The organism is Nakamurella aerolata (assembly GCF_013002705.1).
Lineage (GTDB): Bacteria > Actinomycetota > Actinomycetes > Mycobacteriales > Nakamurellaceae > Nakamurella > Nakamurella aerolata.
In genome coordinates this window covers 96,270-121,527 of sequence record NZ_JABEND010000009.1, presented here as the reverse complement: position 1 = coordinate 121,527, position 25,258 = coordinate 96,270, and the positions used below count along the sequence as shown (strand labels likewise).

The following is a 25,258-nucleotide window of genomic DNA, read 5'->3' as shown; positions in this document are numbered from 1 at the left end:
AGTTCGCTGGCTGTCCGGCCCGGTCAGTGGTTCCTAGCGTTGTCGACATGACCACCACCTCGCTGAAACCGCTGACCGGGCCGGCCGCCGCCCCGGGCCTGCTCAGCACTCGCGGACGTCTTGCCGCCGAAACTCGTTACCTGGTTTCGGCTTTCGTCTGCACCATGGCGGCCGGACTTGCCGTCGCCGCCCTGCTGACGGTGGGGTTGACGCTGGCCGTGCTGTGGATCGGCGTTCCGCTGGTGCTGCTGGCGGCCGGCCTTGCTCGTCGTCAGGGGCAGGCCGAGATCGCCAGGCAGCGCGGCATCGGGCTGGACCCGCCGACGCCCGCAACACCACGGCCGGGCGCCCGCGGCGCGCTCGCCGACCCGGCGACCTGGCGCGGGGTGCGGTACGTACTGCTGCAGCCGCTGCTCGGCTGGATCCCGGCCGGTGTCGCACTGACCTGGTGGGCCGCGGCGGCCGGCGGGCTCAGCTGGAGCCTGTGGGGCTGGGCGCTGCCGAACGGCAAGGACGATCAGAACCTGCCCGAGCTGTTGGGGCTCGGCGACAATTACCTGGTCGCGGCCGGCTGCTACCTGGTTGTCGGTGCCGCCGCTGTCGTCAGCCTGCCGGCCGTCACCAGCGCGATGACCCGGCTCACCACCCGCACTGCCCGCGCCCTGCTCGGCGCCGTCCCTGCGGGGCAGCAATGAGCACCGCGGAGCCGACCTTCCCGGTGCCGGCCGCGATGGGGGAGACTGGATCGGCCCAGCATCACGGCGCCGACTGGGCGCTGAACCTGGCACCGGATCGGATGAGCAGCATGAGCATCAGTACCACCGGTGAGCCGCTGCGGAAGCGGCCGGAGCCGCAGCGTACGGGGGCGGCCGCGCGTCCACGCCGCTCGCTGCCGGCCCGAGTGCTGGGCGAGACCGGTTATGTGCTGGCGGCTTTCCCGCTGTCGCTGCTGGCACTGCCCATCGTCGCCGCCATGTTCTCCGTCGGGCTCGGGCTGTCGGTGACGGTGATCGGGTTGCCGCTGCTGGCGCTGGCCGGTTACGTCGCCCGTACTTTCGCGTTGATCAACCGGCGGTTGATCCGCAACACGCTGCAGGCCGACGCGGCCTCCCCGGTGTACCGCCGCGACGAGCGCGGCTTGCTACGCAGGGCGCTGACCACCCTCGGCGATCCGCAGACCTGGCTCGACATTCTCTACGGCCTCTTCGGCTTCATCCTCGCCACCATTTCCTTTGTGCTGACGGTGGTGTGGTGGACGCTCACCCTCGGCGGACTGAGCTGGGTGCTGTGGGGATGGTCGCTGCCCAACGGCCCCAACGACCAGGACGTTCCTGAGCTGATCGGTCTCGGTGACAGCTACCTGATCAAGCTCGCCTGGTACACCACCATCGGGCTGCTGGCGTTGCTCACCCTGCCCTGGGTGGTGCGGGCAGCGGCCTGGATCACGGCAGGGCCGGCGCTGTTGCTGCTGTCTTCCCGGGCGCACCTGCAGGCCGAGATCGAGTACCAGGTGCAGGGTCGGCAGGCCGCCCGCACAGCGGAGGCCAGCTCGCTGCGCAAGCTGGAGCGTGACATCCACGACGGCCCCCAGCAACGGTTGGTTCGACTGTCGATGGATCTGGGCCGGGCCCGCAAGCAGGTGGACGCGGACCCGGAACAGGCAAGGGCGACGTTGCAGGAAGCCATCGGCCAGACCAGGGCCACCCTTGACGAACTGCGCGCGCTGTCCCGCGGGATCGCGCCGCCGGTGCTGGCCGACCGCGGCCTGACCGCTGCGCTGGAGGAAGTGGTTGCGCGGTCGACGATTCCGGTGCATCTGACCATGCAGGTGCCGGCCAAGATGCCGGAGCACGTCGAGACCGCCGCCTACTTCGTCGTCAGCGAGGCGCTGACCAACGTCGCCAAGCACGCCGGCGCCGAGTACGCCCTGGTCGACCTCACGGTGCACGACAGCCCGGCCGGGCGAGTGTTGACCATCACGGTCTCGGACAACGGTGTCGGCGGTGCGCAACTGTCCAAGGGGCACGGTCTTGTCGGCCTTGCCGACCGGGTGCGAGGGGTCGACGGTGTGCTGAACCTGACCTCACCGACCGGTGGTCCCACCGATCTGGTCGCCGAGATCCCGTGCTGAGCCGGCGCCGCGCGCGGGCTGTCGTTGTCGGCCGGGAGCGAGGGCCGGCAACGGCGTCGGCGCCCGATAGCGTTCAGCCCATGCGGATTGTGCTGGCCGACGACTCGTTGCTGCTGCGCGAAGGTCTCGAGCGGCTGCTGATCGAGTCAGGGCATCAGGTGGTGGCGGCCGTGGGTGACGGGCCGTCGTTCGTCAGGGCGGTGCTCGTCGAACGACCTGATGTATCGATTGTCGATGTAAGAATGCCGCCGTCGCACTCCGACGAGGGCATGCGGGCCGCCGTCGAGGTTCGGGAAAGTTGGCCGACCGCACCGATTCTGGTGCTCTCGCAGTATGTGGAGCTGTCCTATGCCGACGAACTGCTGGCGACCGGCGGCGGTGCCGTCGGGTATCTGCTCAAAGACCGGGTGTCCGACATCGACGATTTCGTCGACTCGGTGGCGCGGGTGGCCGGCGGCGGCACCGTCCTCGACCCCCAGGTGGTGGCGCAGGTGATGGGCGCCAGACGGCGCAACGACCCGGTGGAGTCGCTCACCCCGCGCGAGAAGGAAGTGCTCACGCTGATGGCCGAGGGCCGCTCCAACGCCGCCATCGCAGAGGCGATGGTCGTCACCGAGGGGGCGATCGCCAAGCACATCCAGCGGATCTTCGGCAAGCTCGGCCTCGAGCCCGACGACTCCGACAACCGCCGCGTCCTCGCCGTGCTCGCCTACCTGCGAAACTGAGGTTGGTGGGCCGGGTTGGTCAACCTTACTCTGAAGTCATGGCCGCGACCGTGAAAGTGCAGCACGCAAAGACGCATCTCTCCGCGCTGCTGGCTCGCGTCGAGGCGGGGGAAGAGATTGTGATTGCGCGAGGCGATCGTCAGGTGGCGCGCCTCGTGCCGGTCAACCCGCGTGCTCCGCGTCCTCTCGGTTTCGTCTCGTACCGCTTGCCGGACACCTTCTTCGAACCGCTCGACGATAACGAGCTTGCCGCCTGGGAAAGATGAGCGAACGTGGCGAGACAGCCGAGATATCGGTGCCCGCAACATATTTGCTGGACACCCACGCGTTGGTGTGGGCGCTGACAGAACCTGACGCACTCGGACCGGCCGCCATCGCCGCGATCTCTGATCCAACAGCAGAGCTACTGGTGTCCGCCGCGTCAGGGTGGGAGATTGCGACCAAGCACCGGTGAGGGAAAATGCCGCGGGCAGAGGCCGTGCTCGACGCGCTTCCCGCGTATCTGGTCAGGCTCGGCGCGTCGGTGTTGCCGGTCTCGTTGGCGCACGCGCTGTTGGCCGGTTCGATCCAGTGGGAGCATCGTGAGCCTCCGCCGAGGGTCAGGCGCTCATCGGTCTGGTGTCGGCAATCCCGGGCATAATCGGGCGGACCCGAGACGTGGACCCGAGGCAAGGGAGCAACAGTGCCGGAGCTACCCGAGATCACCGCGCTCGCCGCGTTCTTGCAGCAGCATGCGGTCGGCCGCAGGGTGCGCAGCGCGATGGTCACCTCGCTCAACGTGCTCACCACGTACCACCCGCCGATGGACACCATCGTCGGCCGCACGCTCGACGGCACCGGCCGGCACGGCAAGTTCCTCGACCTGACCTTCGGCGATCTGCATCTGGTGCTGCACCTGGCCAGGGCCGGGTGGCTGCGCTGGACCGACAACCCGGCCGCGAAGCCGCCGAAGATGGGCGGGCCGATCGCGCTGCGCATCCTGTTCGACGCCAACGACGCTCACCCGGAGCCGGGTGGCTTCGATGTCACCGAGGCCGGCACAAAAAAGAGCGTCACCGCTGCTCTTGTGGCAGACCCGCAGCAGGTGCCAGGGGTGGCGCGGCTGGGCCCTGACGCGCTCAGCCTGGGCCGCGACGAGCTCGCCGAGATTCTCGCCGGACGCACCGGACGGCTGAAAACCACCATCACCGAGCAGAGCGTGATCGCCGGCATCGGTAACGCCTACTCGGACGAGATCCTGCACACCGCAAAGCTTTCGCCGTTCGCCACCGCCGGCAAGCTGAACGCCGACGAGCTTGACCGGCTGTCCGCAGTCATGCACGACGTGCTCACCGACGCGGTCGAGCGCTCGGTCGGCGGGCAGGCGGCCCGGCTCAAGGGCGAGAAGCGCAGCGGCCTTCGGGTGCACGCCCGCACCGGCCTGCCGTGCCCGGTGTGCGGCGACACCATCGCCGAGGTCAGCTTCGCCGATCGCTCGTTCCAGTACTGCCCCACCTGCCAGACCGGCGGCAAGAAGCTCGCCGACCGACGGCTGAGCCGACTGCTGCGGTAACGGCATCAGCTCCCGGGCCGCCGCGCCGCGGTGGATACTGGGGCCATGGCATCTTCCGTCAACGGCCAGCACCAGCCCGCTGAGATCGCGCTGGCTGATCTGCCCACCGACCTGCCAGCGGGCGCGGCCCTGCTCGACGTCCGCGAGGACGACGAATGGCAGGCCGGTCACGCCCCGCAGGCCGTGCACATCCCCCTGCCGCAGCTGGCCGAACGGCTGGACGAGGTCCCCGAGGGCGACCCGGTGTACGTGGTGTGCCGTTCCGGTGGCCGCTCCGCGCGGGCCACCGCCTTCCTCAACGCCAACGGCTGGGACGCGGTCAACGTCGCCGGTGGCATGTCGGCATGGGCCGCGGCCGGCCGCCCGCTGACCGCCGATTCCGCCGACGCCGAACCGACCGTCATCTGAGCGCGGCAAGAACACCGAACACCGAGCGCACCGACCACCACGCCGTGAACCAGCCGCGACCCGACACCGCAGCCGCGGCCGCTGACTGCCCGCGATGCGGCCGGCGGCAACCGCCCTTCGCCGGTCCCACCCTCGAGTGCCTGTACTGCGGCACCCGACTGGTCGCGCGGGCGGGCAACACGTCCGCGGGGTCCGGCGGAGCCGGGGCCCGGCAGTACGGCGACTGGAACCGACCCGGTCTTGGCCGGCCGGCGCCGGCGCTGCGCCGCTGGGTGGCGCACACGCCGGTGCTGCCGGCGCAGCGTCACCGCACCGCGCAGCGCCGTAGCTGGCGATCGGGCCCGTACACCGGTCCGCCCAGCTACGGCGACCGCCACCCCCGCGGCGGGTTCCGGCCCGGCAGCTGGCGTTGGCCGGATCAGGACGACACCGACGCCAAGCCCGTCGACAGGCAGCGACGGCGGACCGCGCAGCGACTGCGGTACGCCGCGGTGGTGGTTGCCGTGACGGCCCTGTCGGCGCTGGCCGCCGCCGTTGCCGAGAGTTGGCGGTTGGCGCTGCTGCTGCGCGGCCGGACCGAGGTGCTGGACGGCGGGACGGTGCGGGCCAGCGACCTTTTCGTCGGTATCGCCGGCTGGTGGACCTTGGGACTATCGGTGCTGGCGGCGGTGCTCACCGTGCCGGCGATCATTACCGCCCATCAGCTGTCAGCCACGCTGCTCGGCCGGGCGGCGGCCCGGCCGGTGCGGCAGCTGTGGCAGTACCTGCTGGTGCCGGTGTGGAACATCTACGGGGCGGGCATCGTCGTCACCGAGACCGATCGGCAATTGCGCTGGTCCGACCCGGACCGCGGCGCCGGCACCGATCCGAGCCGGGCCCGTGGCGGGTCGTCGTCGCTGCTGGTCTGGGCGGTGTGGGCGCTGTGGACCGTTGGCGGGGTACTGGCGGTACTTGTGGTGATCCGGATGTTCGGCAGCGGTGATCAGGCCAGAGCCGACGGGGTGCAGTTGCGCATCGCGGCCGACGCGTTGGCCGGGCTGCTGGGGGTGCTGCTGACGGTGTTGCTGTGGCGTTGGTCTCGCCTGGTCGACGTCCCCCGTACGGCCGCCACCGGATGGGTGGTCGCGGCGCCGGAACCCACCAGCGACCGTCGCGTACCGTGTCCGCGTGGCGAAAAAAACGAGCACGCTGACGCCCGAGTCGGCACCGTCGGATAACACCCCGTCGGCGAACACCAAGGCCGGCGGCGGCAACCCGCGGCGGCCCTGCGAATGCGGTTCCGGCCGGCGCTGGAAGAACTGTCACGGTGCGGCCGATGCCGGCGCCGATCTGATCGTCGCCCGTCCCTTCGAGGGGTTGGCCGGCGAGGTCGAGCTGATCGCCATGCGCGAGTTCGTGCCGTCGGCGACCGCGCCGCTCACCCTGTCGAAAGCCGCGCGGGCCAAGCATTCCGGCGACGAGGCGCCGTCGGTCATGGTGACGACGGTGCTGCCGGGCGCGGCCGCCGCGCTCACCCGCAGCGACGGCTCCATCCTGCTCGGCATGCAGACCCAGGTGCACTCCGGCGATCTGGCCCGCGATCTCGGCGGCAGCCTGCAGTGGGCGCTGGCGGCCGGTCCCAGCCAGGTGCTGTCGGTCGCGCCGCGCACCGACGACGCCGGGTCGCCGGTCCCCAAGATCGGCGAGCTGATCGTGGACGAGCCGCTCGACGTCACCGTTCACGACGATTTCGGCTGGTGGCTGGAGAGCCCGGCCGAACCGGGCAGCGAGGTCGCGGCCTCGCTGGAGCAGGCCAATGCGGCGGTGCTGCCGACGGCGCGCGTCGGCGAGCAGGCCGGCGCCTACTGGGTGGACGCCGGTGAGAAGGCGCACCTGCGCTGGGTCCGCGCCGAGGACGAACCGAAGGTGATGGCCGCGCTGGCCAGGCTGGCGGCCGCCGGCGAACTCGACCTTGGCGATGGCTCCCGCTATGTCGGCTCGTTCCGGGCGCACGGCCGGCTGGTGCCGGTGTGGGACCTGGACCGGGAGGCGCACCCCAGCGAGTGGGCCGAGCCGGTCGCGGCGTTCGCGCAGCGCTACGAAGCCGCGCTGGCCGACGACTCACCGCTGACCGCCGAGCAGCGCCGCGCCCGCGACGGCATCCTCGGCCGCCAATTCACCCTGCGCTGAGGACCGGTCCATGATCACCGACATGCCGTGGTGGCACGCCGTCCTTTTCGGCGCGCTCGAGGGTCTCACCGAGTTCCTCCCGGTCTCGTCCACCGGCCATCTGACGATCCTGGAGAAGCTGCTCGGCTATCCGATCGACGCCCCCGAGATCACCGCATTCACCGCGATCATCCAGGCGGGTGCGGTGCTGGCGACGCTGATCTACCTGTGGAAGGACATCGTCAGGGTGGTCACCGCCTGGTGGCGCGGGCTGCTGCACCGGGACGACCGCGGCGCGGACTACAAGTTCGGCTGGGCGGTGATTCTCGGCTGCATCCCGATCGGCATTGTCGGGTTCCTGTTCCAGGACCAGATCGAGACGACGCTGCGCAGCCTGTGGATCGTCGGCGGGACGCTGATCGGCTTCTCCGCGGTGATGTGGTTCGCCGACAGGTACGGCAAACAGGACCGCACCGAGCGGGAGGCCACCTGGAAAGACACGCTGGTGATCGGCCTCGCGCAGTGTCTTGCGCTGATTCCCGGCGTTTCCCGCTCCGGCGCCACCATGTCTGCCGGTCTGCTGCGCGGGCTGAACCGGGTGGCCGTCACCCGGCTGTCCTTCTTCCTGTCGATTCCGGCGCTGACCGCTGCCGCGGTGCTGCAGACCGTCACCCGGTACGACGAGATTTCCACCGGGATCGGTTGGGGCCCAACGCTGTTGGCCACCGCGGTGTCGTTCGTCGTCGCCTACCTCGCGGTGAACTGGTTGCTCAAGTTCGTGGCACGGCACACCTACTCGGTGTTCATCGTGTGGCGGGTCGTGGTCGGCACCGTTTTGCTGCTGCTGCTGGCCACCAAGGTCATCTCGGCCACCTGAGTGCTGGCGGCGGGGCTGGTCAGGGCAACCAGCTGACCCTGCCGTGCAGCAACGGGTAGCCGACGAAAGCGACGATGTTGATGGTGGTGTGCGCGATGATCATCGGCCACACCCGGTGCCAGCGCAGGAATGCGATCGCGAAGACGATGCCCATCGCAACGTTGCCGACGAAACCGCCGAAGCCCTGGTACAGGTGGTAGCTGCCGCGCAGCACCGCGCTGATCGCCACGATCGCCGGCCAGCGCAGCCCCAGCTGACTGAGCCGGGTGATCAGGTAGCCGAGCACCAGAAACTCTTCGAGAAAGCCGTTCTCGAAGGCCTGCAGGATCAGCACGGGCACCCGCCACCAGGTGTCGTTGAGCGCGGTGGGGGCGACGGTGAGGTTGGCGCCGACGCTCTGCGCCAACAGGTACAGCCCCAGTCCGGGAATGCCGATCAGTGCGGCCAACCCCAAGCCGGGCAACACATCTCGCCAACTGGGTACCGCGCCGATGCGTTGCCGCAGGTTCACCCCGGCCCGCCACAGCAGATACAGCCCCAGCGTGCCCCAGGCTATGCCGGAGACCACCGACAGCAGCTGGGCCAACAGATCGAGGGTGCTGGCCCTGGCCTGCGGCACCACGATGGTGGCGGTCTGGTCCTTGAGCGGCGTCGGCGCCAGCAGGTCGTCGAGCAGGCTGATCAGGCTGCGCAGCCCTGACATGCCGAGCGTGATGGTGAAGACCAGGACGATCTCGAACCACACCGCGCGGCGTTCTGTTGGATCGGTGATGATGCGCGCTGTCGTCATGGTGCCGCCAGCGTATGCGGTGGAAAACCGGTGGCGGTGTGCAGCGCGGCTTTGCCAAGCTACGCGTCATGAGTGCGCTGTCCCTCGCTGTGCTACCGGTCACCGACGACCCGGCCTTCGCGCCGCTGTTCGATGCCTTCGCGGCGATCGAGCAGGCCAACCATCTCGACCTGCTCGGCCACACCGACCTGGTCGATTCCGCCGCGGCACGCCGGGTGCGGTACAGCGAGCGGAAGAACCACCGCGGGGTGCTGGTGCTGGCTGTTGACGGTCCGGTGCAGGCTGGATCGGGCCGGTTCACCGTCGACGGTGTCGCCGGGGAGGTGGTGCCGGTGCTGGACGCGCCGCCGGACGCGGAGGTGGTGGGCTTTGCGAACGTCGGGCTGTCGGTGCACGACAACCTGCACCTGTCCGAGCTGGACGTCGCGGTACCGCCGGCGCACCGCGGCCGCGGTATCGGCTCCGAGTTGTATCGGGCGGCGGAGCGCATTGCCGCCGCGGAGGGCCGTGGCACGCTGGTCGGCTATACCGGGCACCGGCAGACCGGGCCCGTGACCGGGCCGGACGCGCTCGCCGCGCCGACCGGCGTCGGCGCGCTGTCCAGGACCGACCCGTTCGCGGCTTTCATGCTGCGGCAAGGGTTCTCGCTGGAGCAGACCGAGCGGCACAGCGAACTCGCCCTGCCGGTACCGCCGGAGGTGTTGTCCCGCTTGCAATCCGAGGCGGGCGCAAGGTCGGCCGGCTACCGGATGGTGCAGTGGGTCGGTCCGACGCCGGAGGAGTACCTGGACCGGATGGCGGTGCTGCACAACCGGATGAGCGTCGATGTGCCGTCCGGCGACCTCGATCTTGAGGAGGAGGCCTGGGACGCCGAACGGATCCGGAACGCGGACGCGACCACGGTCAAGATGGGACGCTTCGCGTTGACCACCGCGGCGCAGCACGAGCAGACCGGAGAGCTGGTGGCGTACACGGTGATCGGCGGCCGACAGGACACGTCCGCGGTCTGGCAGGACGACACCCTGGTGCACGGCGACCATCGCGGGCATCGGCTCGGGCTGGCGGTCAAGCTGGCGAACCTTGCGCGGTTGCTGGCCGAACGCCCCGACACCGAGCGGATCCACACCTCGAACGCCGGGGAGAACCGGTGGATGCTGGCCATCAACGAGGCGATGGGGTTCCGTCCGGCCAGCACAGAGGGTGCCTGGCAGAAGAAGCTGGACCAGACAGCGCAGGCTCAGCCGGCCAGCAGCTGAGCCACCCGGACCGGGTCGACAATGCCGGCCCGCTCGTTCTCCACCGACGACGCGGCGAACGCCATGGCCTGCTGGGTGGCCGCCGGCCAGTCGGTGGTGTCGCCGGCGTTCTCGCTGCCGCCGCCGACTGTGCCGACGCTGGCTGTGCCGACGGCAGCGAGCAGCCCGGCGAGAAAGCTGTCGCCGGCGCCGATCGGGTTGACGGCGTCGACGCGCGGCGTCACCAACCACTGCGAGCGCGGCCGGTCGGCGGCCCGCCAGGCCACCCCGACCCCCGACGCCCCCGCGGTGACGGTGGCGGCGCCGGCGCCCAGCCGCACCAGCGACTCCGCGGCCCGCAGCGCCCGGTCGGGGACGTCGGGTGCCTGCTCGTCCACCTGTTCAGCGGCGGTGCCGCCGATCAGGGTTTCCGCCTCGGACAGGTTGGGGCACACCAGGTCTGCGCCCGCCGCCGCGGCGAGCCGGAGCGGCTCGCCGGTGGAGTCGATCGCGCAGAACGCCTCGGCGCGATGTGCGGCCTCGACCAACCGGGCGTAGCTGTCCGCGGGTGAACCCGGGGGCAGGCTGCCGCTGCCGGCGACCGACCATCCGATCCGGACGGTGCTCGTCAGCAGTCTGGTGGCGGCCGCCAGCAGCGACGCCCACTGCGCCGGTCCCACCGCCGGCCCCGGCTCGTTGAGCAACGTGACTCGACCGGAATCCTCGATCAGCGCGGTGGTGGTGCGCACCGCGCCGTCGACGCCGATGGTGCTGAGCGGCAACGATTCTGCGGCGAACAGCGACTCCAGGTAGGGCCCGCCGGCGGTGCCGGCGAAACCGAGCGTTGTGGCCTGCCGGTCGGCGCCGGTGGACAGTGCCCGTGCCACATTCGCACCCTTGCCGCCGGCGACCGTCCAGCCCGGACCGGTGCGGGTCACCGTCCCCGGTTCCAGCCGGGCCAGCCGAACCGTGTGATCGATGCCGAGATTCGGGCACACCAGCAGGATGTTGTCGCGCATGTTCGTCACGGTAGAACACCTGCAGACGCAGGCCGCTACTAGCCAGCTCCACCGTTCTGGCGCCATAATGGCGCCATGGCGACCATTCAGATCAAGAACGTGCCAGAGGAGACCCACCGTCGCCTCCGGGCACGGGCAGCGGCCGCGCATCAGTCGCTCCAGGAGTACCTGCGTGGCCGCCTGATCGACGAGGCCGCGCAGCCGAGCATGGATGAGGTGCTGGACCGGATCGAGTCGGGGCCGGGAACTCGGCTGAGCTTTGCTGACGCCGTAGCGGCGGTGAGCGCCGAGCGTGCTGGTCGTTGACGCGAGCGTCCTGGTACCCGCTCTGGTTGATCGGGACGGCGACGGCGAGAGGGCCAGAGCCCTGCTGCGATCGGACCGTCTTTGGTTGCCCAATCTTGCCTATCTTGAAGTGATTTCGGTGTTGCGACGGCTGACCCGAGCGGGCGACTGATCGGCCGAGCCGGCGATAGGCTGACTGCATGCAGCCGACCGGGTCGCCGCAGCGTCCACAGTGGACCTATCTGGGGCCGGAGGGCACCTTCACCGAGCAGGCGGCGCAGGCGTTGGCGTCCGGCGAAAGCCTTGCACCGCAACTGATTCCGGCAACCGATCTGAGCGCTGCGGTGGCCGCGGTGCGCTCCGGATCTGTGCAAAGGGCGGTGGTGCCGCTGGAGAACTCGGTCGAAGGCGCGGTGGCGCTGGCGCAGGACGAGCTGATTCACGGTGGCGACCTGCAGATCTACGGCGAGGCGTACGTCGCCGTCCGGTTCGAGTTGTTGGTGCGACCGGGCACCGACGCCGCGCAGGTACGCCGCATCGGGTCGCACCCGCACGGCCACGCGCAGGTCCGCGACTACCTGGCGGCGCACTTCCCGCAGGCCGAAGCCGTCGTCACCACCTCGACAGCCGCGGCGGCGCAGGCGGTGGCAGCAGGTGAACTGGACGCGGCCGCCGCGGCGGCCATCGCGGGCCGGCGGAACGGGCTGACCGCGCTGGCCGGCGACATCGGGCTGTCTTCCGATGCGGTCACCAGGTTCGCGCTGGTCGGCAGCCCCGGCCCGGTGCCGCCGCCGAGCGGCAACGACCGGACCAGCCTGGTGGCGCACGTCCCCAACCAGCCGGGCACCCTGCTGGCGGTGCTGGCCGAGATCGCCGACCGCGGCGTCAATCTCACCCGCTTGGAGTCCCGGCCCACCCGCGAGGTGATGGGCGAGTACCTGTTCCTGCTGGATGCCGACGGACACGTCGACCAACCCGCGATGGCTGCCACCGTCGCCGCGCTGCGCGGGCGCGGCAGCCTTTTCCGCTTCCTGGGCAGCTACCCGAAGGCGGACCGCCGGTGAGTTATGCCGAGCGCAGGGCGGTGCTGCTCCCGGCAACCATGTGGACCAGCCGTTCCGGCCCGGGGGAGCGCGCGATCATTCCCGACGGGTCGATGGATCTGATCTGGGACGGCAGCCGGATGATGGTCGCCGGGCCTGACCGCAGGCCCTACCGGCATCTGTGCACGGGGTGGCAGCGATTCACCGCTGTCCGCTTCGATCCCGGCGTTGCCCCCGTCGCGCTCGGCATACCGGCCAGCGAGCTGCTCGACAGCAGGGTCGACCTTGCCGACCTGTGGGGCGAAAGACGGGCAAGGGCGTTCACCGAACAGCTCGACCCCGCACCGCATCCGACGCGGACGTTGGAGGCCGCCGCAGCCAGGCTGCTCACCGACCGCCGTCAGGTGGGGTGGGCGCTGGCGGTGACCCGCGCCGTGCGGGCGGGGGTGAGCATCGACCGGATCGCCGCCGAGTGCGCCCTGGCGCCGCGACAGTTGTTGCGGCGCAGCACCCATGCGTTCGGCTACGGCCCCAAACAACTGCAGCGGATTCTGCGGGTGCAGACCGCCGCCGAACTCATCCGAGCGGGCGCGGCGCTGTCGTCCGTCGCGGCCCAGGCAGGTTTTGCCGACTATTCGCACCTGTACCGCGAGGTGCGAGCCGTTGCCGGGCACCGCCCTGCCGACTTTCGTCCTGCCTGACCTCGAGCTGCTTCACCCCGAGCTGCTTGACCCCGAGCGGCCGGTCAGGCGAGCGGGGCGAAGAAGTCGACCGGATTGCCGTCGGGGTCGCGAACAGTGGCATAGCGCTGTCCCCAGAACGCATCGAAGGGTGCGGAGACGCTGGTGTGCCCCGCCGCGATCAGCGCCTGGTACTGCCGGTCGACGCCGGCGGGATCGCCGCAGTCGAAGGCCAGCGCCATCCGATGCCCGCCGCTGCCGGGCACCCAGTCCGGGTCCATCGACAGCATCACCTGGTGGGTGTCGAACATGAGGGTGAAGCCATTGACCGGCGCCGCGGCGGCGTGGTTTTCGGTGTCAGCACTGGGATCGATCTGTAGTCCGCAGGCTCGGTAGAAGGCCAGCGCTGCCGGCATGTCGGCGACGACGATCCCGACGACGTTGAGAATGGGTTGTGCCATGCCGGAACGGTACGGCCCGCTTCGTCGAGCCGTCATGGACGTTTCGGACGTGTTCAGCGGTCGCTGGCCGGCTGGTCTAGCTCGCGGGCCCACGGTGGATCGGCGCCCGGCCGTGACACCGTGATGGCCGCCACCCGCGCCGCGAACTCCAGCGCCTCGCGCAGACCGTCGTCGGTGAGCGAGTCCAGCCGTCCGCCCAGAAAGCCTTGCTGCGCAAGGAAATGCAGCAACCCGCCGTGGAACGAGTCGCCGGCGCCGACGGTATCCACCAGGTTGGTCGGGGCGATCGGCACCCGCACCTCGGCGCCGCGGATCGAGGCGAACGCACCGTCCTCACCGAGGGAAACCACCACCAGCGCGACGCCGTGGCTGTGCAGGTGTTCGGCGGCCTGCTCTGGCGTGAAGTTCGGCCACAGCTCGATCAGGTCGTCGTACGAGAGCCGGACGATGTCGGCCAGCGACGCCCAGCGGGTGATCACCTCGCGGTAGTGCTGCGCCGGGACAAGGGCGGTGCGCAGGTTCGGGTCGATGGAGACCGTCATCGCCGGGCGGGCCTTGGCCAGCAGCCGTTCGATCACCGCGCCGGACGGCTGCAGCGCCAGCGCCAGCGTCCCGGTGTGGATCGCGACCGGCGGGCCGCCGACGGCGAACGGGCCGTCGATCAGCGGCAGCAGCCCGGCGTCGGTCCAGGCCCAGTCGGCGGTGCCGTCGGTGTAGAACTCGTAGCTCGCCGCGCCGGAGGGGGAGAGCTTGGCGATGGCCAGGGTCTGCGGTTCCGTGGCGTCCTGACTCGCGGTCAGGTCGACGCCGGACCCCAACAGCTTGGCCTTGGCGAGCTGACCGAGCGAGCCGGTGGAGATGCGTCCGGCGTACCGGGCGGTGCTGCCCAGCCGGGCCACCGCGACGGCGAAGTTGGCCGGTCCGCCGCCGGGATGCACGGTGAGATGGGCGGCCCCGTCCGAGATGCCGTCGGTGGGCAGCACGGCGTCGGCGACGATCTCGCCGACCACAGCAATGGTGGTCACCGGGGGAGCCTATCGAGCCGGCTCAGCCCCAGCCGAGTTCATCGAGCCGGTCGTCGTCGATGCCGAAGTGGTGGGCGATCTCGTGGATCACGGTGGTGGCCACCTGGTGCTTTGCCGCGTCGGCGTCGACGGCGTGCGCGAGGATCGGATCCCGATAGATCGTGATGGTGTCCGGCAGTGCCCACGAATAGTTGCTGCTGCGGTTGGTGAGCGCGACGCCGTGGTACAGCCCGTACAGGTTGCGGGTCGGATGCCGGGGTTCGACCAGCACCACCACATTGCTCATCGCCCGCTGGAACTGCTCTGGCACCAGATCGAGCGCCTCGGAGACCAGCTCTTCGAAGGCTTCGTCGGACATGTGTACCGGCACCCCTCCAGTCTGCCGGTCCGGCCGCGGGCCGGGCAGCCGGTTCGCTGCCAGCGAGACCGGGAACAATGGCCCGATGCGGGAAACCTGCGGCAACTGCGGTGCGGCGTTCGACTGCCATCCCGAGCAGCTGGCCGCCGGCGGCGACTCCGGCGCCGGTTGCTGGTGCGCGAAGCTGGAGCTGCGCTTGGCGGTGCCCACCGCCGCCGGCGCCGGGTGCCTGTGCCCCGGCTGCCTGCGGGAGTCGGTGCGCGGCGTCGTTGATCCGCAACCGCGTCCGGACCAGCGGTAGCCGGCGGTCAGCCCACGAGCGCCCCGGTCAGCAGCACGCCCAGGTCGTCGAGCTTGGTCCGCCAGCCGAGGGCGACGTCGTCGTCGGTCTGGGTGTCGAAGGCGCCGATGGCCTCCTGACGGAACGTCACCGTGCAGCCGGCGGGAGTCGGCTCGACCCGGACCCGGACGGTGCCGATCGCGGCGTCGGCGCCACAGATCCGGCTGGACCAGGCGAGCGCGTGGCCGTCCTGCCGTTCGATCAGGGTGCCCCAGAGCGCCGTCCGGTCGCCGGCGCGTTCCAGCACCGGGGCGCCGACCTCGGCCGGGATCTCGAGATCGACGTCATCGGCGTCGGACAGCAGCGTGAACGGGGGACGCCACCAGCGCCGGGTATCGGTGGTCAGAGCCTGCCAGGCGCGGTCGGGCGGCGCGGCGATGTCGGTGGACTGCTCGACGAGCAGGTGTCGGATCGGTGGCTGGGTCATGGTGGATTCCTTCCGGGTGTCGGCGATGGGTTTTTCAGCGAGATGCCTGATGGTGTCGAGACTTTCGGCGACCGAGCGGGACGCAGGGTCGAGCCAGCCGACGGTCGCGCGGTACAGCGTCGAACCGTTCAGCACGTTGACCCGTTCCCGCCCGCGCTCGGTGACCGATACCAGTCCGGCCTCGCGCAGCGTCTGCAGGTGGCGCTGGGTGGCGAACCGACTGGGCGAGTCGCCGGACGTCGCGAGGTGGGCATGCAACTCGCCGGTCAGGGCGGGCCCGTCCCGCAGTCGTTCCAGCAGGCGGCGGCGGGCGGGATGGGACAGGGCGCTCCAGACGGCGTTGTGGTCGACCATGCGAGCAACCTCCCCTCAAATATGTGCGCTAAACCGCACACATGATGATGGCAGGGCCGCCGGTGCGTGTCAACCCGGTCGCGCCGCTGGATAGGCTGACCGGGTGATCGACCTGCGAGAACTCAGGGAACATCCGGACGTGGTCCGGGCCAGCCAGCGCGCCCGCGGCGCCGACGAGTCGCTGGTCGATTCCCTGCTCTCTGCCGACGCCGACCGGCGCGCGGCGGTGTCGCGTGCCGACGAGCTGCGGGCCGAGCAGAAGGCGTTCGGCCGCACGGTCGGTAAGGCCCCGAAAGAGGAACGGCCGGCGCTGCTGGAGCGCGGCAAGGAGCTGGCCGCCGAGGTGAAGGCGGCAGCGGCGGCGGAGACGGCGGCGAACGAGGCGCTGACCGCTGCGCACAAGGCGATCCCCAACCTGATCATCGATGGGGTGCCGGCCGGCGGCGAGGACGATTTCGTCACGCTGAAGACGGTGGGCGAGCCGCGGCAGTTCGACTTCCAGCCGCTGGATCACCTTGAGCTGGGCGAGAAGCTCGGCGCCATCGACATGGAGCGCGGCGCCAAGGTGTCCGGTGCCCGGTTCTACTTCTTGCGCGGGGTCGGCGCCCGGCTGCAGCTGGCGCTGCTCAACCTGGCCATCGGCAAGGCGCTGGCGCATGGGTTCACCCCGATGGTGCCGCCGGTGCTGGTGAAGCCGGAAACCATGGAGGGCACCGGTTTTCTCGGTGAGCACGCTGCCGAGGTGTACCACCTTGGCGACGACGACCTGTACCTGGTTGGCACCTCGGAGGTGCCGCTGGCCGGTTACCACGCCGGCGAGATCATCGACCTGAATGACGGGCCGATCCGTTACGCGGGCTGGTCCTCGTGCTTCCGGAGGGAGGCCGGCAGCTACGGCAAGGACACCCGCGGGATCATCAGGGTGCACCAGTTCGACAAGGTCGAGATGTTCGTCTACGCCCGGCCGGAGGACGCGGCGGCGCAGCACGAGCAGCTGCTGGCGTTCGAGGAAGACATGTTGCAGGCCATGGAGATTCCGTACCGGGTGATCGATGTGGCGGCGGGCGACCTTGGCACGTCGGCGGCCCGGAAGTTCGATTGCGAGGCCTGGGTGCCGACGCAGAACGCTTACCGCGAACTGACCTCAACCTCCAACTGCACCACCTTCCAGGCCCGCCGGCTCGGCATCCGCTACCGCGACGAGAACGGCAAGCCGCAGGTGGCCGCCACCTTGAACGGGACGCTGGCCACCACTCGCTGGCTGGTGGCCATCTTGGAGAATCATCAACAGGAAGACGGCAGTGTTGTTGTGCCGCAGGCACTTCAGCCGCTGCTGGGCACGGATGTCTTGCTGCCCAAGCAGTGAGCGGCAGCGCTCCTGCCGCAGTGGTGGTGACCGGGACAGTTGGTGCCGGCAAATCCACCACCATTCAGGCGCTCTCCGGGCGGTTGACGGCCGCGGGGGTGTCGAACGCCGCGATCGATGCCGACGAGTTGCGGCTGTTCTTTCCCCGGCCGCCGGATGATCCATTCGGTGTTGCGGTCGGTCTGGCGAATGCGGCGGACGTCGCTGCCCGCTATCTGTCGGTCGGGGTGCGGGTGCTGCTGATTGCCGATGTGGTCGAGGACGCCGAGAGCAGGGCCGCGCTGGCCCGGGCGGTGGCGCCGGCACCGCTGTCGGTGGTCCGGCTGGACGTTGACGAGCAGCAGCTGGCGCGGCGGCTGCGGGCTCGGGAGAGCGAGCAGACGCTCGGCTGGTATTTGGAGCGCGGGCCGGTGCTGCAGGCCAAGCAGCGCGCGGCGGCGCTGGAGGATGTGACCATCGCGGTGGGCCAGCGCTCGCCGGACGAGCTTGCCCAGCAGATTGTCCGGGAGTTCGGCCTGTTGGCGGACGGGTAGCTTCGTCGTCATGTCCGATCGCGTTTCCGATGCAGTGTCCGACGGCGAGCACCTTGAGTACCTGCGGCGTGCCGTCGCCCTTGCCGAGCAGGGTGTGGCGAGTGGCGTCGGTGGGCCGTTCGGCGCCGTCGTGGTGCGGGACGGCGAGGTGTTGGGCGAGGGCTGGAACCAGGTGACGGCCGACAACGACCCGACCGCTCACGCCGAGGTGGTCGCGATCCGGCGGGCCTGCGCGGCGATCGGCGACTTCCAGCTGACCGGTGCGGCGGTGTACTCCTCGTGCGAGCCCTGCCCGATGTGCCTCGGCGCGCTGTACTGGTCCCGGCCCGCGGCGGTGTTCTTCGCCGCCTCGCGTGACGATGCTGCCGCCGCCGGGTTCGACGATTCGCTGATCTACCAACAACTTTCACTGCCGCTGGCCCAACGGTCGCTGCCGATTCGCCAGCTCGCGCTGCCTGGCGCCGGGGCACCCTTCGCGCGCTGGACGTCCGATCAGGAGCGCACCCGCTACTAGGGGCGGCGCCGTTGCTCCGCCCGGCGCCGGGCCGCCTGATGGACCTCGCGCACCAGCCGGACGGCTATCACCTCACCTTGCCGATGTCGCCAGCTCGCGCGCCGCGCTCGACGCTCGGCTGGGGGACATTGCCCGACGCATGCTGGCGCTACTTCGCGCCGGGGCAGTGCTTGCCGAGTTGATCGACCCTGGCAACTCGGGCAGTCCTTGATCCTGTTGGCGTTTCGCCGACGGTCGCGGTGCGGGCTTAGACCGGTGTGGTGATGGCTGGCAGTCCTAGTGGGTCGCTTCGGTTGGTGCGGTAGCGGTGTCCGGTCGGTGTGGTGACGGTGAACGAGTCGCCGGTGGTGCGGAGTTTCCAGCCGGGGATCTCCTTGGCGTAGTTGCCGGAGGCGCATAGGCCTTGGCCGTTGGGCAGTGTGGTGTCGCCGCCGACCGCGTATGGCCTGATGTGGTCGGCGTGCCGGGTCGGTGCGCTGCAGAACGGTTGGGTGCAGTGCGGGTCGCGTGCCAGCAGCAGTTGCCGCAGCACCCGGTGAACTCGCGTCGGCGTGGGTCGATGTTGGTGGGTATCCCGGTGACCGGGTCGACCAGCAGCCGTTGCAGTCAGACTCTTGCGCGCTTCGGGTTGAGGACGGCTCGGGTTGGCCAACGCGCTGGGGCGAGGGTGGCCTTGCTGGTGGTATCGGGACGTTTACCGGCGTTTTGGCTGCTGGTGTTGTGGTGTTCGGCGGCCTCATCGCTGGTGGCGTTGCGGTGTTTGTCGGGATCTTCGCTGCTGGCGTTTTCGCTGGTGGTGTTGCGGTGTGCGGCGGTCTCATCTGGGAGCCGGCCAGCAGGCTCGGCGGGGCTGCCCCGTAAGCGGCCGCTGGTGATCAGTCCATCGGTGGTGATCAGTGCGCGGCCGGATACTGGGGCAGGGCTGTCGCCAAGCGCACGGCCGACAGTTGAGCTTGGTTCAGCCGATTGGTCTGGCGGTGCTGGTCGGCCGATAGGTCGGGTGGTGCTGGTTCGGGCCGGGTGAGCGGTTCACCCGCGGCCAGCGCGCGGCCGAGCTCCGCGGGGATCGGGCCGTAGCCGGCCAGTATCGCGGGCTCGTTGCTGTTGGCCAGCAACGTGTTCGCAGAGATCGTCATGTTCACCAGGATCGGTGGGGGCGCCGGGTGGGGCACCAGGCCGGTGTTTTCCGTATCCGGGGTTGTTGGGTCGGAAGGCGCTGACGGCACCGGATGCGTTGCGGGGTCGGCAGATTCTGCGCCGAACGCGCTTGTTCCCGGCGGCGCAGCGCCGCGCGGATCAGCTGAGCGCGGATCGGCTGAGTGCGGGTCGGCTGAGCGAGGGTCGGCTGAGCTCAATCGGTGAATCAGCGCGTCGGCGCGGAGTTGGTCGAGGGTGCGCTGGTCGCCGATCGTTTTGGTGTTCTTGGCGGCGCCGGTGAGCGCGGTGTAGATCGCGACGCCCTGTTCGACCGGGAGCAGCGCGGACACCATGGCCATCGCGTCGGGCAGGGGACGCAGGGTGACCCGGCGTTCGGACTCGGCGTGGGCGCGCTTGTCGACCGAGCCGTGCGGGTCGATGGTGTACACCGCCTTGCGGACGGCCCGTTCGGTGTCGGCCGGGCTCCAGCCGCACACCCGTTCCGACATGCCGGCGTCGAGCAGCCGCGCCTGATCGTCGTCGAGTTGGCGCGACTCGCGGCAGACGATCTGGCATTGCGTCCACGACACCCGTCCCGCGCGCAGCTGGGCGAACAGTATCGGCCAGCGCGTCGACAGTGATCGGGCGACACCGAGTTGACGAGCGCTTCCGGCGGGTGACATGCGCCGGGCAAAGCCGATCTGCTCGGCGGCGCCGCGCCCCACCTCGCGCGACCGCACGCCGGCGGCCCGTTGCCGAGCCCGTTCCGCGCGTTCGAACGCGAGTGACTGGGCCGCGATCATCCCTGCGGCGGCGCCGCACAGTTGCTCCAACGCTGCGATGCGGTCGATGCCCGCCGCCGCATCGCGGGCCATCTCGCCGGAGTCGAGCGCCACGATGACTTCTTCGCACAACCGGCGCAGCGGATCGACCGACCCGTCACCGCTGACGACTGTGCTCATCCATCAATACTAGTACGTCTGTTCGGTAATCCGCAAGAGCCAATCTGAACTTTTTCGAATCAATGTTCGAGCGGCTGTCGGGACGGCGCAGGCGCGTGTACGAGCGGACGGGATCCCGTCGACGCGCCATACACATCCCGTTGATGGCCCAAGCGGGTAAGCCCATCGCGCTTCGCCGGCCCCGACGGTGTGGGTGGCGGTCGCGACTCAGCCGAAACACAAGAAAGTGCGACCAGCGCCTCGTAGGGTCCCGAAGGATGAATGAGAGCGCATGTTCCGCTGCGCCGACCACCTGGCGCAGCGGCGGTGCGCACTGTCGCTGCTGGGACAGCACCGATCCGCTCCGGGACAGCAGCCACCCGCTCCGGGCGGTCGGAGCCGCCGCTGGGACACTGGAGTGGTGAGCGGAACCGGCAAGCCAAGAATGATCGTCACCGACCTGGACGGCACCCTGCTCAACGCGCAGGGGGCGGTGTCGGAGCGCAACGCGGCGGCGCTCCGCCGGGCTCAGGCCGATGGTGCGCTGGTGGCGGTGGCGACCGGGCGGCCGGCGTGGTGGCTGCACCCGCTGATCGACTGCGGGTACCAGGGAAAGGCGATCTGTCTCAACGGTGCCATGGTGTGCGACGTCGGCACCGGCGAGGTGCTCAGCACCATCCCGCTGCTGCCCGAGACGATGCGAAAGTTCTTGGCCGGTCTGGATTCTCAGATCTCCGGCTACGCCGTTGCGGTGGAACGCGTTGGCGTGCAACACCCCGCCAGTTTCGCCGAGGACCGCTACGACCATCCCTGGGCCGAGGAAGAGTTTCTGGCCAAGGAGGGCGGCCGGTTCCGGATCACCGACCGCGAGCACCTTTTGGCCGAGCCGGCGATGAAGTTGATGGTGCGCTACGGCCACGACTCCGACGCGCTCGCCACGATCGCCCGCGACACCGGGGCTGACGACGTTTCGGTCACCTTCTCCTCCGACGACGGCCTCATCGAGGTGGCCGCCGCCGGCGTCAACAAAGGTGTGGCGGTGGCAAAGCTGGCCGCCGACAACGGGATCGACGCCGCCGACGTCGTCGCATTCGGCGACATGCCGAACGATGCCGAGATGCTCGCCTGGGCCGGTCACAGCTACGCCATGGGCACGGCGCACGACGCGGCGATCGCGGCCGCCAAGCACCGCGCACCCGACCACGACGACGACGGCGTCGCCCAGATCGTCGAGAAGTGGTTCCGGCCCTAGATTTTGCTGACCGCCTTGGTCAACACCTCGCGCAGCGTCCGCTCGATGAAGTCGAACTCCTCTTCGCCACAGACCAGTGGCGGGGAGAACTGCAGCACCGGGTCGCCGCGGTCGTCGGCGCGGCAGTACAGCCCGGCCTCCATCAGTGCCGGCGCGATGAAACCCTTGAGAATCCTGGTGCCGTCGCCGGGCGCGAACTGCTCCTTGGTGGCCTGGTCGCGCACCAGCTCGATGGCAAGGAAGTAGCCGTCGCCGCGGACATCGCCGACAATCGGAATGTCCTTGAGCCGCTCCAGCGACTGCCTGAACGCGTTCTCGTTGCGCAGCACGTTGCCCAACAGGTCTTCGCGCTCGAACAGGTCCAGGTTCGCCAGCGCCACCGCTGACGACACCGGATGGCCGCCGAAGGTGTAGCCGTGCGCGAACATCGCGTCACCCTCGCCGAACGGTTGGTACACCCGCTCGCTGACGATGGTCGCGCCCGCCGGCGCGTAGCCACTGGTCAAACCCTTTGCGGTGGTGATGATGTCGGGCTGGTAGCCGTACTTCTGCGCGCCGAACATGGTGCCGAGCCGGCCGTAGGCGCAGATCACCTCGTCCGACACCAGCAGCACGTCGTGCTCGCGGCAGATCTCCGCCAACCGGTCGAAGTAACCGGGCGGCGGCGGGAAGCAGCCGCCGGCGTTCTGCACCGGCTCGACGAACACCGCGGCCACCGTGTCCGGTCCCTCGGTGCGGATCGCCCAGTCCACCTGGTCGGCGGCCCAGCGGCCGAAGGCCTTCTCGTCGTCGGCGAAGTACTCCGGCGCCCGGTAGAAGTTGGTGTTGGGCACCTTCACCGCGCCGGGCACCAGCGGCTCGAAGTCCTTCTTGAAGCCGGGAACCGAGGTGATCGACAGTGCCCCCGCCGTGGTGCCGTGATACGCCGTCGCCCGGCTGATCACCTTGTGCTTGCTGGGTTTCCCCCTCAGCTTGAAGTATTGCTTGGCAATCTTCCAGGCGGTCTCGACGGCCTCGCCGCCGCCGGACGAGAAGAACACCTTGTTGTTCTCGCCCGGCGCCAGCTCGGCCAACCGGTCAGCCAGCTCGATGGCCGGCGGATGGGCGTATCCCCATACCGGGAAGAACGCCAGCTTCTCGGCCTGTTCGGCGGCTGCTGCTGCCAGTTCCTTGCGTCCGTAGCCCGCCTGCACCACGAACAGGCCGGACAGCGCGTCCAGGTACCGCTTGCCGTCGGTGTCGTAGACGTAGGGACCCTCGCCCCGCTCCATCACCCGGACCTCGGTGCCACCGGCGGCCGGGTCGAACGCGGACATCTTGGAAAAGTGCAGCCACAGATGGTCGGTATTGCTCACGAGGGGCCCTCCTGGTTCGATGCGGTGCCCCTATCGTGTCACTGTCAAGCGCGGGCCCGCCGCCCGGCGTTGATCAACCGGTCGACGGAGTACCGACCGCCGCCGGTGAGTGCCAGCGCACCGGCTACCACGGCGAGCATCAGCACGAACTCGTAACCACCGTTGGTGGCGAAGAAGCCGTTCTCGGCATGCACGATGAAGATCGCGCCGACCATGTCCACCACCATCAGCACGCCGACGATCCGGACGCCGATGCCGGCGATCAGCAGCGCGCCGCCGATCAACTCCACGAAGGAGGCGAACACCGCGGACACCTCAGGCAGCGGCGCGCCCATGCCGCGGAACCCGTCGGTGGTGGCGCCGAGCCCGTTGGTCACCACCTTCTGCCAGCCGTGGACGAACATCACCACCCCGAGCCCGAGCCGGGCCAGCAGCAGGCCCAGGTCAACACCGCGCATCCCCAGCGGGGTGAGCGTGCGAGAGGTCGTTCTATCGAGATCTGTTGCGCTCATGAGATCGACGGTACGGGCGATCTGTGAAACCTCAACTACTCGACGGCAATAACTACTGGTTCCCGCGCGACATTCACTCGTCTGTCATGGTCGGTCATCAATCCGAGGGCATCGACCGTCACCCAGCGTCGGTGGGACCTGCCAGCAGTGGCGAGCTGCCAACGGTTGCCGGCTGCCAGCGGTATCGGGTCCTGGAGATCTAGAGATACTGCCCGGTACCGGGGCGATTGGTCTCCATGCCCTGATCGGCACTGCCGGGCGGCAGGCCCCTGCGCATCTGCTCCAGCTGGTTGCGGGCCGCCATCTGCTGCGCGAACAGCGCCGTCTGCAGTCCGTGGAACACGCCCTCCAGCCAGCCGACGAGCTGGGCCTGCGCCACCCGCAGCTCCGCGTCGGACGGCACCGAGTCGTCGGTGAACGGCAGCGACAGCCGCTCCAGCTCGTCGCGCAGCTCCGGCGTCAGCCCTTCTTCCAGCTCGGCGATCGATCTGGCATGAATCTCCTTCAGCCTGGCCCTGCTGGCCTCGTCCATCGGCGCCTGCCGTACCTCCTCGAGCAGCTGCTTGATCATGGTGCCGATCCGCATCACCTTCGCCGGCTCGCCGATCAGGTCCGCCGGGCTGGCCTTCGCCTCGCCGTCCGGGCCGATCACCACCACCGGCTGCGGTCCGCCCGGCTGGTCGCCCGCCGGCTGCTGGGTGGGTTCGGTCATCGGGACGCTCCTTGTTGGTTGCCTCGGATGGCTTGGTTGCCTCGGTTGTGGCCCTCAGGGTTGACGGTCAGCACGATCTTGCCGGCGTGCCGTTGGTTCATCCTGCGGTGCCCGTCGCCGGCGTCGGGCAGTTCCAGTACCGCATCGATCACCGGTCGGACCTTGCCGTCGGCGATCATCGGCCAGAGATGTTCGCGAACCGCTTGTACCACTTCGGCTTTGCTGCCGGGTCCGGTCGGTGGCCGGCTGCGCAGGGCGGTGCCGATGACGCCGCGCCGGTGGGCGAGCAGGTCGGCAATGTTCAGCTCGGCGGTGGTGCCGCCCTGCATTCCGATGATGATGACCCTGCCGCCGTCGGCCAGGGCGGAAATGTTGCGTTGCAGGTACTTTGCTCCGACCACGTCGAGAATCACGTCGACGCCGCCGAGTGCGGCCTGCACCACCTGCACGAAGTCGTCTGCGGTGTAGTTGATGGTCAGATCGGCGCCCAGCTCGGCGCAGACCACCAGGGTGTCGTCGTGCGATGCGGTCACCACCACGGTGGCGCCCAAGGCTTTTGCCACCTGGATGCCCATGGTGCCGATGCCGCTGCCGCCGCCGTGGAACAGCACGCTCTGCCCGGCGTGCAGGTGGGCGGTCAGCACCAGGTTCGACCAGACGGTGCACGCCACCTCCGGCAGCGCCGCGGCGTCCACCAGCGAAACTCCTTGCGGCACCGGCAGCACCTGGCTCGCCGGCACCGCAACCAGTTCGGCGTAACCGCCGCCGGACAGCAGTGCGCAGCACTCGTCGCCGACCGTCCAGTCGGTAACGCCATCGCCCACCGCGGCGACCACCCCGGAGCACTCGAGGCCAAGGATCTCCGAGGCGCCGGGCGGCGGCGGGTAGTTGCCGGAGGCCTGCAGCAGATCGGCCCGGTTCACCGCGGTGGCTGCCACCCGGATCAGCACCTCGTCGGGGCCGGCTACCGGGTCGGGCGCCTCGGCCCAGGTGAGTGTCGGGGTGGCGCCGGGGTTGGTGACGGTGATGGCCCGCATGATGGCCAGCCTATCGACCGGGGTTGAAACCCGCGCCCAGC

Annotated in this window: 32 protein-coding genes; 20 read left to right on the top strand and 12 right to left on the bottom strand. The window is 69.8% G+C overall.

The features are described from left to right. The first annotated feature begins 47 nt into the window (after positions 1 to 47). The 10 genes from HKD39_RS15150 (at position 48) to HKD39_RS15105 (ending at position 7,841) form a co-directional block, all read left to right on the top strand. Positions 48 to 695 (top strand): sensor domain-containing protein, encoded by a 648-nt coding sequence (locus HKD39_RS15150; RefSeq protein ID WP_171200717.1) that lies wholly within the window; start codon positions 48 to 50, stop codon positions 693 to 695. Continuing rightward, positions 692 to 2,131, top strand: coding sequence for a sensor histidine kinase (locus HKD39_RS15145; protein ID WP_212754600.1), 1,440 nt, complete (start codon positions 692 to 694; stop codon positions 2,129 to 2,131). Before HKD39_RS15150 ends, HKD39_RS15145 begins: the two co-directional genes overlap by 4 nt. Before the next feature lie 80 nt (positions 2,132 to 2,211). Continuing rightward, positions 2,212 to 2,856 (top strand): response regulator, encoded by a 645-nt coding sequence (locus HKD39_RS15140; RefSeq protein WP_171200716.1) that lies wholly within the window; start codon positions 2,212 to 2,214, stop codon positions 2,854 to 2,856. A 38-nt stretch (positions 2,857 to 2,894) separates the two neighbouring features. Beyond that, a complete protein-coding gene (locus HKD39_RS15135; protein WP_171200715.1) occupies positions 2,895 to 3,122 on the top strand; it encodes a type II toxin-antitoxin system Phd/YefM family antitoxin in 228 nt (75 codons plus the stop codon). A 29-nt stretch (positions 3,123 to 3,151) separates the two neighbouring features. After that, on the top strand, positions 3,152 to 3,310 hold the full coding sequence (locus HKD39_RS15130; RefSeq protein ID WP_212754599.1) for a PIN domain-containing protein: 159 nt from the start codon (positions 3,152 to 3,154) through the stop codon (positions 3,308 to 3,310). 228 nt (positions 3,311 to 3,538) lie between these two features. After that, positions 3,539 to 4,408: an Fpg/Nei family DNA glycosylase gene (locus tag HKD39_RS15125; protein WP_171200713.1), complete on the top strand. Its 870-nt coding sequence runs from the start codon at positions 3,539 to 3,541 to the stop codon at positions 4,406 to 4,408. Between the two features lie 45 nt (positions 4,409 to 4,453). After that, positions 4,454 to 4,816 (top strand): rhodanese-like domain-containing protein, encoded by a 363-nt coding sequence (locus tag HKD39_RS15120; protein WP_171200712.1) that lies wholly within the window; start codon positions 4,454 to 4,456, stop codon positions 4,814 to 4,816. Between the two features lie 44 nt (positions 4,817 to 4,860). Continuing rightward, complete coding sequence (locus HKD39_RS15115; RefSeq protein ID WP_171200711.1) at positions 4,861 to 6,033, top strand: DUF4328 domain-containing protein; 1,173 nt, start codon at positions 4,861 to 4,863, stop codon at positions 6,031 to 6,033. Further along, positions 5,984 to 6,985 carry a DUF5926 family protein gene (locus HKD39_RS15110; RefSeq protein ID WP_212754598.1) on the top strand — a complete coding sequence of 334 codons (1,002 nt, stop codon included), beginning with the start codon at positions 5,984 to 5,986 and terminating at the stop codon, positions 6,983 to 6,985. The genes HKD39_RS15115 and HKD39_RS15110 overlap by 50 nt, the downstream gene beginning before the upstream one ends. Positions 6,986 to 7,007: 22 nt before the next feature. Then, the gene (locus HKD39_RS15105; protein ID WP_171200754.1) at positions 7,008 to 7,841 is read left to right on the top strand and encodes an undecaprenyl-diphosphate phosphatase; all 834 of its coding nucleotides are present in this window, start codon (positions 7,008 to 7,010) and stop codon (positions 7,839 to 7,841) included. A 19-nt stretch (positions 7,842 to 7,860) separates the two neighbouring features. Here the strand turns inward: HKD39_RS15105 and HKD39_RS15100 are convergent, their stop codons facing one another. Then, on the bottom strand, positions 7,861 to 8,631 hold the full coding sequence (locus HKD39_RS15100; RefSeq protein ID WP_171200710.1) for a CPBP family intramembrane glutamic endopeptidase: 771 nt from the start codon (positions 8,629 to 8,631) through the stop codon (positions 7,861 to 7,863). Between the two features lie 68 nt (positions 8,632 to 8,699). Between HKD39_RS15100 and HKD39_RS15095 the strand changes: the two genes are divergently transcribed. Then, complete coding sequence (locus HKD39_RS15095) at positions 8,700 to 9,887, top strand: GNAT family N-acetyltransferase (protein WP_171200709.1); 1,188 nt, start codon at positions 8,700 to 8,702, stop codon at positions 9,885 to 9,887. Here HKD39_RS15095 and HKD39_RS15090 read toward each other — a convergent pair. Beyond that, positions 9,869 to 10,885 (bottom strand): 1-phosphofructokinase family hexose kinase, encoded by a 1,017-nt coding sequence (locus HKD39_RS15090; protein WP_171200708.1) that lies wholly within the window; start codon positions 10,883 to 10,885, stop codon positions 9,869 to 9,871. The two genes, HKD39_RS15095 and HKD39_RS15090, sit on opposite strands and share 19 nt — an antisense overlap. 75 nt (positions 10,886 to 10,960) lie before the next feature. On the opposite strand from HKD39_RS15090, the gene HKD39_RS15085 reads away from it, so the two are divergent. Genes HKD39_RS15085 through HKD39_RS15070 form a run of 4 tightly spaced genes read left to right on the top strand, consistent with a single transcriptional unit; the run spans position 10,961 to position 12,914 of the window. Next, positions 10,961 to 11,191 carry a FitA-like ribbon-helix-helix domain-containing protein gene (locus tag HKD39_RS15085; RefSeq protein WP_171200707.1) on the top strand — a complete coding sequence of 77 codons (231 nt, stop codon included), beginning with the start codon at positions 10,961 to 10,963 and terminating at the stop codon, positions 11,189 to 11,191. Next, the gene (locus tag HKD39_RS20810) at positions 11,178 to 11,342 is read left to right on the top strand and encodes a PIN domain-containing protein (protein ID WP_171200706.1); all 165 of its coding nucleotides are present in this window, start codon (positions 11,178 to 11,180) and stop codon (positions 11,340 to 11,342) included. The genes HKD39_RS15085 and HKD39_RS20810 overlap by 14 nt, the downstream gene beginning before the upstream one ends. 28 nt (positions 11,343 to 11,370) lie before the next feature. Further along, entirely contained in the window at positions 11,371 to 12,234 is an 864-nt protein-coding gene (pheA, locus tag HKD39_RS15075) for a prephenate dehydratase (RefSeq protein WP_171200705.1), read from the top strand. After that, the gene (locus tag HKD39_RS15070) at positions 12,231 to 12,914 is read left to right on the top strand and encodes a helix-turn-helix domain-containing protein (protein WP_171200704.1); all 684 of its coding nucleotides are present in this window, start codon (positions 12,231 to 12,233) and stop codon (positions 12,912 to 12,914) included. The genes pheA and HKD39_RS15070 overlap by 4 nt, the downstream gene beginning before the upstream one ends. A 44-nt stretch (positions 12,915 to 12,958) precedes the next feature. On the opposite strand, the gene HKD39_RS15065 is transcribed toward HKD39_RS15070, so the two are convergent. Genes HKD39_RS15065 through HKD39_RS15055 form a run of 3 tightly spaced genes read right to left on the bottom strand, consistent with a single transcriptional unit; the run spans position 12,959 to position 14,749 of the window. Continuing rightward, positions 12,959 to 13,354, bottom strand: coding sequence for a VOC family protein (locus tag HKD39_RS15065; protein ID WP_171200703.1), 396 nt, complete (start codon positions 13,352 to 13,354; stop codon positions 12,959 to 12,961). A 53-nt stretch (positions 13,355 to 13,407) separates the two neighbouring features. Next, complete coding sequence (locus HKD39_RS15060) at positions 13,408 to 14,379, bottom strand: PfkB family carbohydrate kinase (protein ID WP_171200702.1); 972 nt, start codon at positions 14,377 to 14,379, stop codon at positions 13,408 to 13,410. Positions 14,380 to 14,401: 22 nt separating this feature from the next. Next, positions 14,402 to 14,749: a metallopeptidase family protein gene (locus HKD39_RS15055; protein ID WP_343074735.1), complete on the bottom strand. Its 348-nt coding sequence runs from the start codon at positions 14,747 to 14,749 to the stop codon at positions 14,402 to 14,404. Positions 14,750 to 14,822: 73 nt separating this feature from the next. On the opposite strand from HKD39_RS15055, the gene HKD39_RS15050 reads away from it, so the two are divergent. Next, on the top strand, positions 14,823 to 15,038 hold the full coding sequence (locus HKD39_RS15050) for a cysteine-rich CWC family protein (protein ID WP_171200701.1): 216 nt from the start codon (positions 14,823 to 14,825) through the stop codon (positions 15,036 to 15,038). Between the two features lie 7 nt (positions 15,039 to 15,045). On the opposite strand, the gene HKD39_RS15045 is transcribed toward HKD39_RS15050, so the two are convergent. Beyond that, entirely contained in the window at positions 15,046 to 15,858 is an 813-nt protein-coding gene (locus tag HKD39_RS15045; RefSeq protein WP_171200700.1) for a helix-turn-helix domain-containing protein, read from the bottom strand. 103 nt (positions 15,859 to 15,961) lie between these two features. Between HKD39_RS15045 and serS the strand changes: the two genes are divergently transcribed. The 3 genes from serS to HKD39_RS15030 are packed head-to-tail and all read left to right on the top strand — an operon-like array spanning position 15,962 to position 18,271. After that, the gene (gene serS / locus HKD39_RS15040) at positions 15,962 to 17,224 is read left to right on the top strand and encodes a serine--tRNA ligase (protein WP_171200699.1); all 1,263 of its coding nucleotides are present in this window, start codon (positions 15,962 to 15,964) and stop codon (positions 17,222 to 17,224) included. A 26-nt stretch (positions 17,225 to 17,250) separates the two neighbouring features. Further along, positions 17,251 to 17,757 (top strand): hypothetical protein, encoded by a 507-nt coding sequence (locus HKD39_RS15035; protein WP_171200698.1) that lies wholly within the window; start codon positions 17,251 to 17,253, stop codon positions 17,755 to 17,757. Positions 17,758 to 17,767: 10 nt separating this feature from the next. Continuing rightward, a complete protein-coding gene (locus HKD39_RS15030) occupies positions 17,768 to 18,271 on the top strand; it encodes a nucleoside deaminase (RefSeq protein WP_171200697.1) in 504 nt (167 codons plus the stop codon). Positions 18,272 to 18,518: 247 nt separating this feature from the next. On the opposite strand, the gene HKD39_RS15025 is transcribed toward HKD39_RS15030, so the two are convergent. Together HKD39_RS15025 and HKD39_RS15020 are read right to left on the bottom strand one after the other, a co-directional pair. Then, a complete protein-coding gene (locus tag HKD39_RS15025; protein WP_171200696.1) occupies positions 18,519 to 18,803 on the bottom strand; it encodes an HNH endonuclease signature motif containing protein in 285 nt (94 codons plus the stop codon). A gap of 361 nt (positions 18,804 to 19,164) precedes the next feature. Continuing rightward, positions 19,165 to 20,370, bottom strand: coding sequence for a DUF222 domain-containing protein (locus tag HKD39_RS15020; protein WP_171200695.1), 1,206 nt, complete (start codon positions 20,368 to 20,370; stop codon positions 19,165 to 19,167). 400 nt (positions 20,371 to 20,770) lie between these two features. Between HKD39_RS15020 and HKD39_RS15015 the strand changes: the two genes are divergently transcribed. Beyond that, positions 20,771 to 21,601 (top strand): Cof-type HAD-IIB family hydrolase, encoded by an 831-nt coding sequence (locus HKD39_RS15015; RefSeq protein WP_171200694.1) that lies wholly within the window; start codon positions 20,771 to 20,773, stop codon positions 21,599 to 21,601. Here HKD39_RS15015 and HKD39_RS15010 read toward each other — a convergent pair. From HKD39_RS15010 to HKD39_RS14995, 4 genes are all read right to left on the bottom strand, one after another. Next, positions 21,598 to 22,956, bottom strand: a complete 1,359-nt coding sequence (locus HKD39_RS15010) for an aspartate aminotransferase family protein (RefSeq protein WP_343074734.1) — start codon at positions 22,954 to 22,956, stop codon at positions 21,598 to 21,600. The genes HKD39_RS15015 and HKD39_RS15010 overlap by 4 nt on opposite strands. Positions 22,957 to 23,000: 44 nt before the next feature. Beyond that, positions 23,001 to 23,414: a DoxX family membrane protein gene (locus HKD39_RS15005; protein WP_171200751.1), complete on the bottom strand. Its 414-nt coding sequence runs from the start codon at positions 23,412 to 23,414 to the stop codon at positions 23,001 to 23,003. A gap of 253 nt (positions 23,415 to 23,667) precedes the next feature. Further along, a complete protein-coding gene (locus HKD39_RS15000) occupies positions 23,668 to 24,180 on the bottom strand; it encodes a bacterial proteasome activator family protein (RefSeq protein ID WP_171200693.1) in 513 nt (170 codons plus the stop codon). Continuing rightward, the gene (locus HKD39_RS14995) at positions 24,177 to 25,217 is read right to left on the bottom strand and encodes an NAD(P)H-quinone oxidoreductase (protein WP_171200692.1); all 1,041 of its coding nucleotides are present in this window, start codon (positions 25,215 to 25,217) and stop codon (positions 24,177 to 24,179) included. The genes HKD39_RS15000 and HKD39_RS14995 overlap by 4 nt, the downstream gene beginning before the upstream one ends. Between the last annotated feature and the right edge of the window lie 41 nt (positions 25,218 to 25,258).